At 42.9% G+C, this 16,217-nt stretch carries 12 protein-coding genes; 8 read left to right on the forward strand and 4 right to left on the reverse strand.

Annotated features, from left to right (window positions below; all coding sequences use genetic code 11):
• Positions 1–317 precede the first annotated feature (317 nt).
• Positions 318–2,354: a protein kinase domain-containing protein gene (locus tag AC5JL8_RS09975; RefSeq protein ID WP_495879628.1), complete on the forward strand. Its 2,037-nt coding sequence runs from the start codon at positions 318–320 to the stop codon at positions 2,352–2,354.
• A 127-nt stretch (positions 2,355–2,481) separates the two neighbouring features.
• Positions 2,482–3,540: a WD40 repeat domain-containing protein gene (locus AC5JL8_RS09980; protein ID WP_495879688.1), complete on the forward strand. Its 1,059-nt coding sequence runs from the start codon at positions 2,482–2,484 to the stop codon at positions 3,538–3,540.
• A 21-nt stretch (positions 3,541–3,561) separates the two neighbouring features.
• On the opposite strand, the gene AC5JL8_RS09985 is transcribed toward AC5JL8_RS09980, so the two are convergent.
• Positions 3,562–3,702, reverse strand: a complete 141-nt coding sequence (locus AC5JL8_RS09985) for a hypothetical protein (RefSeq protein WP_495879629.1) — start codon at positions 3,700–3,702, stop codon at positions 3,562–3,564.
• A 1,226-nt stretch (positions 3,703–4,928) separates the two neighbouring features.
• Here AC5JL8_RS09985 and AC5JL8_RS09990 point away from each other — a divergent pair.
• The 3 genes from AC5JL8_RS09990 to AC5JL8_RS10000 all read left to right on the forward strand — a co-directional run bounded on the left by AC5JL8_RS09990 (position 4,929) and on the right by AC5JL8_RS10000 (position 10,170).
• Positions 4,929–8,324 (forward strand): alkaline phosphatase, encoded by a 3,396-nt coding sequence (locus tag AC5JL8_RS09990; protein ID WP_495879630.1) that lies wholly within the window; start codon positions 4,929–4,931, stop codon positions 8,322–8,324.
• Positions 8,325–8,438: 114 nt separating this feature from the next.
• The gene (locus tag AC5JL8_RS09995; RefSeq protein ID WP_495879689.1) at positions 8,439–8,783 is read left to right on the forward strand and encodes a DOPA 4,5-dioxygenase family protein; all 345 of its coding nucleotides are present in this window, start codon (positions 8,439–8,441) and stop codon (positions 8,781–8,783) included.
• Positions 8,784–8,904: 121 nt separating this feature from the next.
• Positions 8,905–10,170, forward strand: a complete 1,266-nt coding sequence (locus tag AC5JL8_RS10000) for an HhoA/HhoB/HtrA family serine endopeptidase (protein WP_495879631.1) — start codon at positions 8,905–8,907, stop codon at positions 10,168–10,170.
• Between the two features lie 91 nt (positions 10,171–10,261).
• On the opposite strand, the gene AC5JL8_RS10005 is transcribed toward AC5JL8_RS10000, so the two are convergent.
• The gene (locus AC5JL8_RS10005) at positions 10,262–11,281 is read right to left on the reverse strand and encodes a chemotaxis protein CheB (RefSeq protein WP_495879632.1); all 1,020 of its coding nucleotides are present in this window, start codon (positions 11,279–11,281) and stop codon (positions 10,262–10,264) included.
• A 288-nt stretch (positions 11,282–11,569) separates the two neighbouring features.
• Here AC5JL8_RS10005 and AC5JL8_RS10010 point away from each other — a divergent pair, with 288 nt between their 5' ends.
• The 3 genes from AC5JL8_RS10010 to AC5JL8_RS10020 all read left to right on the forward strand — a co-directional run bounded on the left by AC5JL8_RS10010 (position 11,570) and on the right by AC5JL8_RS10020 (position 14,465).
• On the forward strand, positions 11,570–12,409 hold the full coding sequence (locus AC5JL8_RS10010) for an FAD-binding domain-containing protein (protein WP_495879633.1): 840 nt from the start codon (positions 11,570–11,572) through the stop codon (positions 12,407–12,409).
• Between the two features lie 39 nt (positions 12,410–12,448).
• Entirely contained in the window at positions 12,449–12,865 is a 417-nt protein-coding gene (locus AC5JL8_RS10015; RefSeq protein ID WP_495879634.1) for a hypothetical protein, read from the forward strand.
• A 205-nt stretch (positions 12,866–13,070) separates the two neighbouring features.
• Entirely contained in the window at positions 13,071–14,465 is a 1,395-nt protein-coding gene (locus AC5JL8_RS10020) for a TldD/PmbA family protein (RefSeq protein ID WP_495879635.1), read from the forward strand.
• A gap of 89 nt (positions 14,466–14,554) precedes the next feature.
• On the opposite strand, the gene AC5JL8_RS10025 is transcribed toward AC5JL8_RS10020, so the two are convergent.
• Both AC5JL8_RS10025 and coaE read right to left on the reverse strand, forming a co-directional pair.
• A complete protein-coding gene (locus tag AC5JL8_RS10025; protein WP_495879636.1) occupies positions 14,555–14,881 on the reverse strand; it encodes a hypothetical protein in 327 nt (108 codons plus the stop codon).
• Between the two features lie 706 nt (positions 14,882–15,587).
• A complete protein-coding gene (gene coaE / locus AC5JL8_RS10030) occupies positions 15,588–16,184 on the reverse strand; it encodes a dephospho-CoA kinase (protein WP_495879637.1) in 597 nt (198 codons plus the stop codon).
• Positions 16,185–16,217: the final 33 nt, after the last annotated feature.

The following is a 16,217-nucleotide window of genomic DNA, read 5'->3' on the forward strand; positions in this document are numbered from 1 at the left end:
TTTTAACTATAAACTTTAGTATTCAATGTTACATATTTTTAGTGTTACTGTTATATAAGCAAATTTGCTAAATTCAGCAGTTTTAAAAGACTTTCAAATTAGATTAATATATAATCGAGAAAATAATTCTTTGGCTCTTCAGGTTTTCCCTTAATTAGGAAAACTAGTTATAATCTACAAACGCTGACTATATTAAGTAATTCCCCATCCCCAGCACAGGGGTTTTCTACCAAATTTACGCAAGAGCCAATTTTAGAACAAGGGAAATGGCGGAGCAAACTTAGCATAAATTGTCATGCAGTCACGCCTGTCAGCTCATGATCTGCTGCTTAAATCCCGATTGCCCTAATCCTCTAAATCCTGATGAAAATAAGTTTTGTCAAACTTGTAGCACTCCACTGATAGCACTTTTGAGAAATCGCTTCCGTGTTATTCGAGTGCTTTCAGATGAGGGAGGATTTGGCAGAACATATCTATCGCAAGATGTCGATAAACTACATGAACGCTGTGTTATCAAACAATTAGCTCCAAAGTTCCAAGGAACTTGGTCGCAGAAGAAAGCGATGGAGTTATTTGCTGAAGAAGCAAAGCGACTGCAACAACTCGGAGAACATCCGCAAATTCCCACTCTGTTGGCTTATTTTGAGCAAGATCACTGCTTGTATTTGGTGCAGCAGTTTATTAATGGGCAGAATTTGTTAAAGGAGTTGCAGCAACGCAAAACGTATAAGGATAGGGAAATTCAAGCAATTATGCTAGATTTATTACCTATCCTCAAATTCATTCACAATCGTGGAGTCATTCACCGAGATATCAAGCCAGAAAATATTATCCGGCGTCACAGTGATGAACGATTAAGCTTAATAGATTTTGGCTCTTCAAAACAGTTATCGGCAAGAGTACAGAATAAAAGTGGCACCTCTATTGGTTCTCATGGTTATTCTCCAATTGAACAAATTAGAGATGGTAAAGCGTATCCAGCCAGTGATTTATTTGGTTTGGGGTCTACCTGCTTTCATCTGCTAACTGGAATTTCCCCCTTCCAGTTATGGATGGAACATGGATATGGATGGGTAGCTAATTGGCGACAATATTTGCGTAGTCCAATCAATGCTGAATTGGATCGAGTATTAGATAAACTGCTGCAAAAAGACATTCGCTATCGCTACCAATCAGCCGATGAAGTTATTAAAGACTTGTCTAAAAAACAACCACTTCTACTGCCACCAGCTAGTAAATATGCTGAAAAAACAGCAATAAGTCAGACACAATATTTACCTAAAAAATACAATATCCTGCGAATTTTTATCTTGGTATCTGCTGTTACCTTGTTGTTAGGATTTAGTGAATCTTGGTATAAGCAATATCACCGTCTGCAAACTGGTTTATCTTCTCGTCTGAGTCAACCAAATAATAGTTCCAGCAACAGTGAAGCAGTTCTGGGTCAGCAACCAAAAATTACTTTGAGAAAGGTTTCGTTAGCTAACACACTCAAAGGTCATGAAAACTCGGTTTTATCCGTTGCTATCAGCCCCGATGGACAGTTGCTTGCCAGCAATAGCGATCGCACAATCAAAGTGTGGAAACTAGCTACGGGAGAAGAAGTCTCCACCCTTAAGGGTCATTCCCAAAAAGTTAATGTCGTGGCTATCAGTCCAGATGGAAAAACCTTGGTGAGTGGTAGTGATGACGGTACGATCAAAGTCTGGAATTTGGCAACAGGTGAGGAAATTCGTACCCTATCGGGGCATTCCGACTCGATTCATGCCTTAGTCATCAGCCCAGATGGTAAGACCCTTGTTGATGGTAGTGATGACAACACCATTAAAGTCTGGAATCTAAATACGGGGCGGCAAATCCGAACATTAGCAGGACATAAATTCTGGGTGCGGTCTATCGCCATTAGCCCCGATGGTAAGACTCTTGCCAGTGGCAGTTTTGACAAAACTATTAAATTGTGGAATCTGTCCGAAGGATACCTAATTCGTACACTTTCGGGGGATGCGAAAACCATAACATCGCTTGCCATCAGTCCCGACGGTAAAACTCTTGCCAGTGCTAGCCGCGATCGCACAATTAAATTGTGGAATTTGTTTAGTGGAGAACCAATTCGCACACTAGTAGGCCATGAAAACACAGTTACCTCCCTCACCATTAGTCCAGATGGTAAAACCCTTGCTAGTGGCAGCCGCGATCGCACGATCAAATTGTGGAATCTAACTAACGGAATAGAACTATTAAAACTAAGGGGGCATGACAACACGGTGACATGCGTTACCTTCAGTCTTGATGGTAAAAACCTAGTTAGTGGCAGCGAGGACAATACTATTAAGATTTGGCAGATATCTAGTTAATTAAAGTTTGGCAAACAATATAATCTGCTCTTAGTAAAGTGAGTAAAGATGAGTGTATCTAAACACTAGTCAAATACTCGCTATATTATGTTTAGCAGCACTCTAATGCTGCTAATGGGAGATTATGATGTCTGTGAATATAACTGACTCAAAAATTAAAGTTTTAACGGCTACAGTTTTTCTCATGTTGGGAATTGGGGGAGTTTGGTATTGGCAATCTTCTCTAGCCGCGAACAATGCAGCCTCTACCCCCAGTAGCCTTCTAGTATCTGATGCCTTCACCATCAAGGGTTATTCTGGCTCATTTAGGGTTGTATCCATTAGCCCAGATGGGAATACCCTTGCCAGCGTGAATACAGATAATACTATCAAGCTGTGGGATCTAACTACCAAACAAGAACTTCGCACCTTAGTTGGGCATAGTGGTTGGGTTAATTCTATTGCCTTTAGCCCAGATGGGAATACTCTTGCCAGTGGTAGTACAGATAAAACTATCAAATTGTGGAATTTGGCTACTGGAGAGCAAATTCGTACTCTCAAAGCACATAAACTCTCGGTTCAGTCTGTGGCGTTCAGCCCTGATGGTAAAACGCTAGCTAGTGGCAGTTGGGATCAAACAATCAAACTTTGGAATTCTGCTACCGGAAAACTTATACGTACCCTCGAAGGGAATTGTGACGTAGTTAATTCCGTAGCTTTCAGCCCAGATGGAAATACTCTTGCCAGTGGGAATCATTTTGAGAGGAACATCAAAATTTGGGATCTGGCTACCGACAAGGTACAACGTATTCTTACAGGCCATGCCGATGTAGTTTATTCTGTCGCCTTCAGTCCAGATGGCATAAACCTTGCTAGTGGTAGTTGGGATGGCACTGTTAAACTATGGAATTTTAGTACAGGAAGAGAAATCAGTACCCTTAAAGGAGACGCTAAAAGAGTTTGGTCTGTAGCCTTCAGTCCAGATGGCACAACCCTTGCCAGTGGTGGTTGGGATGGCACTATTAAATTGTGGAATCTACCTCTAGCAAAGGAAATCCGCACTTTAATAGGACATTCCAGCAGGGTTTGGTCTGTTGCCTTCAGTCCTAATGGTAAAACTCTTGTTAGTGCTAGTAAAGACAAGACTATGAAAATTTGGCAAGTGTCGCCATGGGGGTCGGTAGATGGGCAGAATAATTTGCTGTAAAAGAAGCAATTATTATAACCACTATGATTTACGCTCCAAAGCACCACAGCCGCGAGTAAAACCCACAAACCTACTTTCTAAGATAATTTCCTGTTTAATAACTTGTATCGCCTCATAGAATTGACACTCCCACGGCTTCAAGTCCGGGGATTCTTCTTTCATCCAGTTAACTTATCTAGAAGAGTTTCCTCATCTAGATAGAGGTGTTCTGTTTTTTCATGCCGTCCTTGTAGGCAATTGCCTGTGGGGTTTTAGCTTGAAAGTACAACCAATTAAAATTTTCGTAATAAAGTAGGACTTACGCACTGAAGTCTGAAACCCTGATCCCCCCTAACCCCCCTTAAAAAAGGGGGAACGTCTAAAGCCACGCCACTGAGGGAGTCGGGGAACCCGCAAGGGCGCAGGGCTGCCCCTTTTTAAGGGGGTTGGGGGATCTGAGTGCGTAAGTTCTAATAAAGGTGAGATATCGAGAATAATTTCATGCCAAGTATATGAATTTACGTAAAATCTCGCTAAAAACTTCATTGAATTGATGAGAGATTAATCATGAAATTCTTTAAGGAGTACTGGTAGTGGATCAGATTCAATTAACTTTAGGTATTAGTTATCTACTAATGACATCCTATTTTTTTTGTAATTGGTTAATATTTTCCCTACGTCATCCTACTTCTTCTCCAGAAGATAAATTTTTATCTTTTGTGATGTTTTTAATAACAATTATATTTTGGCCGCTAACGATTCCAATATCTTGTATAAAAATGTTAAAGCAACGCAAACTTGAGTTGAGCAGTGTAATTCCTATCCTTTTGGTAATGTTTGCCTTTAGCATTTCATATTATATGTTTCATAGTTTCTAATTTATCTGCAATAGCAGAACTCTTTTATTACAGTTACTATGATTTAAAACTGCCCTTACGCTTCACAATTGGGTAAGTTGAGTTCATCTTCTCGGAAAGTTAAACATTCTATCGGTGCTTGGGTATTAGCTATTCTACATTGAGTTTGCATAAGTTAGCGGCTAGAAAGGTTGCCAATGCAGTGTTTTCAATTTTGAATTACTTACCTTGTTTGTGTAAATCAAGGGAAATTGCAGAGATTGTCGCTTTTTATTTTGTAAAGCTTTGCCAGCGCTTGGTACAGGGTTTCAGCACCACCTGATATTTACTACCTACTTCAGTATTAGTACTTCTGCTATGTTCCCTTGATTACTTCCTTAACAATTCCTGCACTACCGGACGGTGCTTTTTTAGGATATCTATGATTGATTTACAACACATTTAGTCAAACTATAGTGTTTTCTTAACCTTTAAATGGGTTTTATCTTAACAAACCGCAATTAAATTTTGCATGAAGATAGTTCGCAAAAACCTAACTGGTTGAGAGGTTTTATGGCAAGCGGTAATCATGTAATTTTCATACATCCAGATGGAACCAGCCCATCTCACTATGGGTTCGCACGGTTTGTTGATAAAGGCCCTGACGGACGCTTGAATTGGGACAATCTGGCTCATGCTGGTGTCTATCTGGGACATATGGAAGATCAGCTGGGTGGAACATCGAATGCGGGTGCTGTTACCCACGCAACAGGAGCCAAGGTTTATGCGGAATCCTTTGGTTTAAACGCAGATGGTTCAGAGGTTACTTCGCTATCGGGCAAAATCGGTAAAACGATCGTGCAAGAAGCAGTAGCCGCTAATAAAGTGACCGCCCTGGTTCAGTCTGGTGCAATTTATGAGCCAGGTACGGCTGCATTTGTTGCTCAGGTAGGTGAACTAAACGTCGATGGTAAGCGGACTCCGCCTCGCCAGCAAACTGCCGAGATTGCCAAACAAGTCATTCTATCAGGCGTAGACTTTATTCTGGGTGGTGGTGAACTCAACCTCTTACCCGTAGGTACTGATGGTTTCCACGGTACAGCTGCTGAACTGGATACCCTTAGTACTAACCCTCTTCAACGTCCTACTGAAAACCTGATTGAGCTGGCAAAGAGCCGAGGCTACACCGTTGTTTATACCGAGCAACAACTTAATGACCTCCTCGACCCAGCAAAGTATTCCACACCACCAACCAAAGTGCTGGGTGTGTTTGCTCCTATCCATACCTTCAACGATCGCCCAGAAGAAGTCTTAGCAGAGCAAGAACTGCCTCTGTATGTCGAAACAGCGCCAACGATCGCCGAAATGTTGGATGTGACCCAAAAGTTGATGGAGAAGCACCCCAACTTTAACAATGGTTCGATTGCGATCGTTGAGGAAGAAGGAAGCGACAACTTCGGCAACAATAATAATGCTGCTGGCACTTTAGAAGGTGTGCGCCGGGCAGATGCCGCAATTGGTGTAGCACTAGACTTTGTTGATAAATACTCGAATACCTTATTGCTGACCGCTGCCGATAGTGATGGAGGTGGTTTACAAGTACGTGACCCCCTTAATCCCGATGAGCCAGTGGGTACTATCAACAACAACCCGACTACAGAACCACGCCCAGTTCCTTTAGATGGTCAAACCGGGGCAGATACACTACCCTTTGTTGCTGCACCAGATGCAAATGGTGATGTCTTCAATTTTGGTATTGGTTGGGCAGGTACACCCGACTTCAGTGGGTCTATCGTTTCTAAAGCACACGGTCTAAATGCCGAAAAACTACCTGCCACGGTAGATAACACTGGGATGTACGAGTTGATGTATGAGACTCTGTTCGACACAGAACTCACCTCCCGGAATCCCGCACCAACACCAGCGCCCGAAGCAACAAAAGAAACTGGCAATGTCATCTTTATTCACCCGGATGGCACTAGCCCCTCCCACTACATGGCACTGCGGAATATAGACAAAGGCCCTGATGGTAGACTCAACTGGGACAAAATGTCTAACACAGGTGTCTATCTGGGACACATGGAAGACCAATTAACAGGTACTTCCAACGCTGGAGCAGTCACCCATGCTAATGGCGTTAAGGTGTTCGCCGAGTCCTTCGGTCTGAATGAAGATCAATCTCGTGTTACCCCTGCTTCTGGCAAAACTGGCTCTACCATCTTAGAAGAAGCTATTGCTGCTGGTAAAGCTACTGCACTTATCCAATCAGGTCACCTAGCAGAGCCTGGTACTGCTGCCTTTGCCGCTGAAACCACTAACCGTGTAGGCAATGACATTCGGGCGCGGGATAAGTACGCCGAAATTATCGAGCAGGTAATCCGCTCCGGTACTGATGTGATTATGGGCGGTGGTGAACTATATATGTTGCCGAAAGGCACTACTGGCTTCCATGTTACTACTGAGTTAGATGCCTCAGAAAGCCGCCCCGAAAGACGACCAACCATCAATCTGATCGAACTGGCTAAGTCCTTGGGCTACACAGTAGTTTATACCGAGGAAGAAATGAACCAGGCGGTCAATAACGCAAATCCACCGCAGAAGCTTTTGGGTGTGTTTGCGGCTATTCATACCTTTGATGACCAGACTGAAGAAGAGCTAGGACTCAACAGCGACCAGCCTCTACCGCTGTATGTAGCAACAGCACCTACAGTAGCCGAGATGCTAGATGCATCTTTGAAGATTATCAATAAAGATCCTGATGGTTTCTTTGCGGTAGTAGAGGAAGAGGGCAGCGACAACTTTGCTAATAACAACAACGCCGCAGGTACGATTGAGGCTATACGACGAGCTGATGCAGCTATTGGCGTAGCACAAAATTACGTTGATACCCAAGACCCGAACACCTTGGTTGTGACTGCCGCAGACAGTGATGCTGGTGGGTTACAGGTCTTCCAATATACTCCTTACACTCGTCCTGCTGGGAACTTCACAACAGAGCCAGCGATCGCAGATACCGAACCGCAAGTTCCATTCATCAACGTCAACCCAACAACCAACAATACAACTCGCAACTATCTTGATGGTGCTAACGGTAGCACTGGTAGCCCAGAGGCTCCGTGGCAATCTTTTTCAGCTGAGGATAGTATAGATGGCCCAATGGGCAACTTTGGTATCGCCTGGGTTGGTACTCCCGACTTTCCCGGTAGCATTGTTTCCAAGACCTACGGAATGAATGCTGACAAACTGCCCAGCACTCTCGATAACACCGAGATTTACAAGCTGATGTACCAGACAATGTTTGGTGTAACAGCAGAAGAGTCCGCAGCACAGCAAAAAACTGAATTGGTGTCTGGAAGCTCTGGGGGTGACCAGTTAATAGCAGGTGCAGCTAATACCACTTTTGACGGGATTAATGATGCTGTGTTTACTGGTGCAGGCAATGATGAAGTTGATACACAAACCGTAACTTCTGCGATCGCTGGTGGTAACCGCATCAATTTAGGTAGCGGTGATGATGTCATCTATGTCAGCAAGGGTAATCGCGTCTTTGGTGGTGAAGGCGATGATACCTTTGATGCTACCGACGGACAAGGTGATAACCGGATGTCTGGTGACGCTGGTAATGATATTTTTTACCTCGGTAGCGGCGATCGCGCCCTTGGTGGTAATGGTGATGACCAGTTCTATGTCCAGACTGGTGGCGATAACCTAATTTCTGGCGGGAAAGGTCAAGACCAGTTCTGGATTGTCAACGCTGAATTGCCAGAGACTGCCAATACCATTCTCGATTTTGAGAAAGGTGTTGATGTCATCGGTATCCTTGGTAGTGCCAGCTTAGGTATTAATGCTACTTCTTTGGCGTTGAACACAGTCAACGGAAATACAGAGATTCGCTTTGGTGGTCAAACTCTGGCGACTCTCAGCGGTGTTACAGATGTAGATGTCAACACTAGCTTTGCTTTTGCTTAATTCACAACGCCTAGATTAAGTTAATTTTTTGTATAATGAACCACAGATAAATATCAGTGTTTATCTATATCTGTGGTTCTTTTTAGTTTTATTTGGATTTTTGTCATTCGTCTAATGCACGAAGATATTGTACAGATAACTGGTTTTCACGCTCATATCTACTTCGATACCGCAAACCGTGAGGCGGCGGCGCGTGTACGCGAAGGATTGGGAGCTAAATTTGAGGTACAACTGGGACGCTGGCATGAACAGCCCATCGGCCCCCACCCAAAAGCAATGTATCAAGTAGCTTTCTTACCGAATCAGTTTGACAAAGTTGTCCCCTGGTTGATGCTCAATCGTCAAGGGTTGGATATTCTCGTCCATCCTGAGACAGGCAATGATGTAGCAGACCACACGGATCATTCTCTATGGCTAGGAGAGAGGCTAAAGCTGAATATTGAGTTTCTTAAAGGTTAAAATAAAAGATTTCAGCATTACCACAAATAGCTATTTCACACCAGCGCAATACCTCTGCAACAAAAGCGTCAAAAAAAATATCTATATTAGTAGTACATCTAGTTATCCTTCCAGACAGCAAATGCAAAAACAACCACGCGACGGAGAACACTTATCAAACGGCATTTCATTTAACACTTCTGGCACCAAACACCATAATCATGCACCCTGGAAAAAGGCAGCCGCCTCTCTATCGCTGGTGCTGCTGGGATCTGGGATGACAATGGCAGGTGGCTATTTGGCTGGAAACCATCAAAAGGTGTCTCAAAGTGCATCGAATTTGGCAGTTAGTCCCGTAAATGCTGCCCCCCCACTACCAGCCGCTACAGACCCTAACTTTGTTACAGAAGTTGTGCAAAGGGTTGGGCCTGCTGTAGTGCGGATTAACTCTTCCCGCACAGTTAGAACCCAGATACCAGAGGAATTTAACGATCCGTTTTTCCGCCGTTTCTTTGGTTCTCAACTACCGATACCACGAGAAAGGCAAGTGCAAAGAGGTACTGGCTCAGGCTTTATTATTAGTAAAGATGGTCGGATATTGACCAACGCCCACGTAGTTGATGGTGCTGATAGGGTGACAGTAGTTCTCAAAGATGGGCGCAGCTTGCAAGGAAAGGTGCTTGGAAAAGATGAATTAACAGATGTTGCCGTAGTGAAGGTTCAAGCAGACAATTTACCAACAGTCGCTATAGGTAACTCAGAACAACTGCAACCAGGACAGTGGGCGATCGCGATCGGTAACCCCTTGGGTCTAGATAATACCGTTACTACTGGCATTATCAGTGCTACTGGACGCACTAGCAATCAAATTGGTGCTCCTGACAAGCGAGTAGAATTTATTCAAACCGACGCAGCGATTAACCCTGGTAATTCTGGTGGGCCTCTACTAAATGCCCGTGGTGAGGTAATTGGCATGAATACAGCCATTATCCAAGGCGCGCAAGGAATAGGCTTTGCGATTCCCATCAGTACAGCACAACGTATTTCCAATCAACTAATAAGTACAGGCAAAGCACAGCATCCTTATATAGGAATTCAGATGGTAGGATTGACACCTGAGTTAAAGCAAAACATCAACTCAGATCCCAATAGCGGTTTGAGTGTGGATGAGGATAGAGGTGTCTTAGTTGTAAGAGTCATGCCGAATTCACCAGCTGCTAAAGCCGGGCTACGTGCAGGTGATGTCATCCAAAAACTCAATGGTCAACCAGTTACAGATGCCAGCAGTATCCAAAGGGCAGTAGATAATAGTCAAGTTGGAGGAGATGTGCGTCTAGAGTTGCGTCGCAATGGACAAAGTGTCAATGTAGCTGTACGGCCTGGTACTTTCCCAACTGAAGTACAGTAAGTGTATTACTGCTATTAACGAGCAAACATGAATTTTGAAGGATGGGTTTTTCAACCCGTCCTTATGTATATACAGGGTTTGAAATCATCATTTAAGTGTATTTATCGGCCCTTTCCAATACTTCCCGAATGACGGTAGAGCGCTCCTGGGCATCCGCCGCCTCTTGTTCCATGCGTTTTGCAGCTAAGGTTAGGTTGCGATCGCGCATTCTTGAAGCCATGCGTTCTGACAGCATAGCTTTCTCTTGCAGTGCCCTCACAGCAGTCCACAACGCCTCTTCTAACTCCTCGGACTGTAATGCTAGTAGAGTTTCTGCACCGAAAGCATGACCTACGTGGCACTTAAACCGCAATAATTTTCCTTCCTCATGTTCCCAGAGGGTACCACCGCAATCAGGACAAATAAAGGTTGATGGTTTACCAGGTAGAACACCGGAGTCTTCCACTTCCATATTGAATTGCCCTATATCGGATTCCGGCTCTATGTTACTTTGTATAAAGTTTTCTGGTTCTTGTGCCATTGGCGTATTAGCCAGAGCTACTAAGATGGATGGTATTTCTGACATTGGCAAAACGTAGTCAATGTCTTCTACATTTTCGAGGGCGCTGCGCGGCATTCCCGCATACATGGCATCGTCGGGGTCTTGAACAACTGCCACACCACCCCGCATTTTCACCGCCATCAGTCCTGCTGTACCATCGTCCAACATCCCTGTTAGCACTACAGCTACTACTCGCTTTCCGTAGGCTTGTGCTGCACTGCGGAATAGTAGATCAATGGCTGGGCGATGACGGTTTTCTTTGGGGCCCCGTGTCAAATGCAAATATCCAGGTTTCACCCGCAGATGGTAGTCAGGTGGGGCAACGTAGATTCGCCCTTTCTCGATGGCTTCTCCATCCTGAGCCGCAGAAGCTGGCAAGTTTCCCGCATTATTCAATATCTGTGGCAGAATACAGGGGCTTTGGCTGTGTACGTGAAGAACTATAAGTACAGCAGCATTTAGCTCAGTTGGCAAATGCTGAACTAAATAAGTTAATGCTTTTACTCCCCCTGCCGATGCTCCGACAACGATGAGATCGTGTACACTTACCTGCTTTTGGTTATGACCCATTTATATCCTTGGTGGTATTAGCAGAAACGTCGGTTGCCATCCAAATCTTGTCTCTGCGCTTGAGTACACTCTACAAATTAAGCTAAGAAATTTCTCAGAAATTATCTTTAACCCTAAGGTAGATCCACCAGTATTAACTATTTTCTTAGAGTGATGTTCGGATATAATCACTATTTCTGGATAATTCTGCCATTTCTCATTAAATGCTTACAGAAATTAACGTTTAGTTAGCACAGAACAAAATTTATATCAATTCTCCAATCAGTTTTAGCAAGCTCAAAATTAAAAATGCTACGTGAATTTGTTAATCGTGAAGAGTTAATAGCTTATCTCCGCCAAGAATTCCCTGCTGCGGCAAAACGTGATGATCGTATTAGCGAAATAGTGGGAGGACGCCAAGCCGCCGAGCAAGCACTACAAAAAGTAGATCCCGCAACATACGAAAAAACACGTAACTTTTTAACTGGTGCAGTTACGCGGCTTTCGCCTTATATTCGCTATGGGGTTTTGAGCTTGCGAGAAATTCGGGATTATGTACTAGAAAATGTCCAGCAACCAGAAGATGCGACTAAAATAATTAACGAATTGGGCTGGCGTGACTACTGGCAGCGTTTATATGCCAAGCTAGGCGATCGCATCTGGCAAGACCAAGAAGAATACAAAACTGGCTACACTTCTCAAAATTACGCACCTGATTTACCACAAGATATCCTAGACGGTAGTACAGGGAGAGTTTGCATCGACAATTTCAGCCGTGACTTGCAAGAAACTGGATATTTGCATAACCATGCCCGTATGTGGTTAGCAGCTTATATAGTCCATTGGCGGCGAATTCGTTGGCAAGCAGGAGCCAAGTGGTTTCTCCAACACCTTTTAGATGGCGATCCAGCTAGCAATAATATGTCATGGCAGTGGGTTGCCAGCACCTTTAGCCATAAACCCTATTTTTTCAACCGTGAAAACTTAGAACGTTACACTCAAGGCGTTTATTGCCGAAAATGTCCTCTTTACGGTCATTGTGACTTTGAGGGCAGTTATGAAGAATTAGAACAGCGACTTTTTCCTCAAGGAGAATTTGCTAAAAAACCTAACAGCCAAAGTTGGCAGCGTGGAAAGAAGCGGCGATAGACGATAATAAATTCCCATGCGAAAACAATTCAAAATTTGATGAATAAACCAATTGTCTGGGTGCATGGAGACTGTCTCAGCCCCAACAACCCCGCACTCCAAAATTACCCCGACGCGCCAGCCATTTGGGTTTGGGACGATGCTTTAATAAAGGAATGGCAGCTAGGTCTTAAACGCTTGACTTTTATCTATGAATGCTTGCTAGAACTACCAGTTGTCATTCGTCGAGGTGATGTAGCAAAAGAAATTTTAACTTTTGCCGAAGAGCAGAATGCTAACTTAGTTGTGACAACAACCAGTCCTAGTCCTCGCTTCGCTCATATCTGCCAAGAAATTGAACGTTCTTTAACTGTAGATGTGCTAGAGGTAGAACCATTTTTTGAGTACGACGGCTATATCGACCTGAAGCGGTTCTCACGCTATTGGAAAGTTGCTCAAAATTATGTTTTTGAATAAGGGCGGGCATTGGGTATTTATATTGATGTTGGTCGAAGTAGTATTTTTAAACTAGGAGGTAAGAGGCAGAAGGGAAATTGATGCAAATTAAAATTTATTTTGGATACCCTCCCCAATACCCAATGCCCAATGCCCGCAAATCATTAGCAGACATTGCCCAAATAATTGCAAAATAAATGAGGTTCGTCATTGTTACTATGTAGAAATGCCGACTAAACTCGTTGATACACAAAATTTGCTTTCTGACCTCATCGCCCGCTACTCATCGCGTGTGGATTATCTGATGATTCGCCTCGAAGAAGCAGAAGGGACTGATATCTTGTTGCGTGGTGACAAAGTAGAAACACTGAGTGAGGGTATCTCAATTGGTGGACATATCCGTGCTTGTTATAAAGGTGGGTGGGGTCTGAGCTGCTTTAATCGGCTTTCGACAATTAAAGAGCGGATCGAAGAAGCGATCGCGGCTGCTAGGATGGTCGGTGATGAAGAAACTGTACTCGCCCCCATTGACCCAGTACAAGCAAGATGCAGGCTACCTCTAACGGGAACTGACCCCCGAAAAATTTCTCTAAGCCAAAAAAAACAGTTGTGCGATCGCTATTCTGATTTACTTAAAAGCGTTGACCCTCGTATTAGTACTACTTCAGTACGCTACGGCGACAGTGCCCAAAAAATTATCCTCGCTACCTCAGAAGGAACTTTAATCGAGCAATCCTGGGTAGATATGGAAATGCGCTTCGCTGCTACTGCTAGAAATGGCGAAACCGTACAAACTGGAAGGGAAACGACTGGTTCTCGCAAAGCCTATGAAGATTTAGCAAATTTGGATGAGCAAGTTAAAAGTGCCGCCCAAAGAGCAATTGCGGCTTTATCTTTGCCATCAGTTAAAGGCAATACTTACACAGTAGTTATTGACCCTATACTCACGGGTTTATTTGTCCATGAAGCCTTTGGGCATCTGTCTGAAGCTGATATGGCTTACGAAAACCCAGATTTACTGGAAGTGATGACCTTTGGTCGGCGATTTGGCCCAGAAGAACTGCAAATTTTTGATGGTGCTGCGCCTGAAGGACATCGTGGTAGTTATTTTTACGATGATGAAGGCACACCTGCCACTACTACCCAACTAATTAAAGATGGGATTTTGGTAGGACGTTTACATTCGCGTGAAACCGCTGGCAAGTTGGAGGAAGCACCTACAGGTAATGCACGCTGCCTCAATTATCACTTTACGCCAATTGTGCGGATGACAAATACCTGGATTGAACGAGGTACAACGCCAGTTGCAGACTTATTTAATGATGTCAAAGAAGGAGTATATGCCCGGAATTGGCTAGGTGGGATGACCAATGGGGAAATGTTCACCTTTAGCGCTGGGGAAGCATGGATGATTAGAAACGGCAAAATTGCTGAACCTGTGCGGGATGTAACACTTTCGGGTAATGTATTCCAAACCTTAGCCGATATTGAAGCAATTGGTGATGATTTTTACTGGGATGAATCTGGTGGTTGTGGTAAGGGCGGACAAAATGGTTTGCCTGTAGGCTGTGGTGGCCCAAGTCTGCGAATTCGAGATGTAGTGGTTGGAGGGGAAATATAAATTCAAAATTCAAAATTCAAAAAGCAAATCTCGTTTGAGTTTCCTTTCCACGAAGTACTCATTGAAGCGTAGGCTGTAGTTGGCATTTGTTAAGCAATCGGTACTCGCTTTAATAAAGCTATCCACATATCTGATGGCTCTGAGTAGTAATCAATTTCCTCAACTTGATATCGATAAGATTTACCACCTTGCTGCAAAATAATGTAATCAAGGGGTTGAACACCTTTTCCTATGCCAGTCATGTACCCAGCCATCCCATTATTTAGCGATTCAAACGCGTAGTCTTTTCCCCAGATGAATCGGCTGTAGTCGTGTGTTGTATTATTCGGTTTTGTGCTGTTTGCTGGGATAAGCATCGGCAATAACCCATTCAGCAAAGTGAAGCTTAAATTAATACCTGTTCTGATAAGAAACATAAGTGAGTGTTTCAAAAGATTATGTCTACAATAAAAAACCTGGCTAGGTAAAACTTAATTGTTGACAGCAACCGAACTCAAAAATATTGAATATAAAAGTCTATTCGGTCAATCACCTTTATTGCTGTACCAAGACAGACAATATATTTTCTGATTGTAAAAATCTAACTATGGCTATATATAGCATCTAAGCTAATACAGTTCAGTTAGTAATGTTTAGTCCACGGATATTCACCTAAACCTAAAAGAATCAGGCTAGGAAGTATTAAATATTATCTGAACCGTGTTAAAACATAAACAAGAAAATTATGAGCTATGTTTTGAGAATACATCTAAAAATAACTTCAAACTAGGGTGTATATTTGAAAATAGTTTTTTAGCCTAGTTAGAAATTTCTAATTTTTTATTACTAGATGCTTCTGTTATGCAAAACAATGCCAAATATAGTGTTTATATGAAGCCAATGTGAAGCTAACTGTTAATGTTGTTATAATTACTTGTATACTCCTAACATCAGAAAAACTACTTAAGATTTTACAGCAATAGTAACTGTGCCGTCTACTGTAAAATTACTAAAATATTGAGCATGGTTGGCTTAATATATTAAGTCTTGCCTGATCAAATTTGGCATATTTATTGATTAATTTATAAATTCGTTATAACTTTGGAGTTTTACTAAATATGTATTTAATACCACAGAAATGCTTTAATTGGAGCTACCCTTTTCAAAGACCGCATCAACCTGCTGAAGCAATATTTCTAATGTAGAGGAGTTATCTAATACGACATCAGCCTGCGCTGCCTTTTCTTCAATAGATATTTGGCTGTTAATACGCGCTTGTGCTTGCTTTTGACTAAGCTGATTTCGCTGTATTAATCTTTGTAACTGCTGCGACGGGGAACAACGTACTACCCAAATTTCTGTAACTACATTAGTCATCTGAGCTTCAAACAAGAGAGGGATCACTAATACGAGTGTTTGTGCAGAGGATTCAGTAATAGCTTTGCGAAAGCGATCGCTTACGTAAGGATGAATTAAGTTCTCTACCCAATTGCGTTCATCTTGTTGATTAAAAATGATTTCGCCGAGAACTTGGCGGTTAAGGTTGCCATCTTGCAGTAAAATCTGTTGCCCATAACGTTGGGCGATCGCATCGAGAATCGGCGAACCCACAGCTACCGCATCTCTGGCATAAATATCTGCGTCCAAAATCGGCAGATTGTAAGCACTAGCTAAATAATTGGCGACAGTAGTTTTACCTGTAGCAATGCCTCCAGTTAAGCCAATAATACGTTTATTCATTTATCTATAATAAATAACCGAATATTGTTGTTT

Source organism: Mojavia sp., assembly GCF_059505145.1.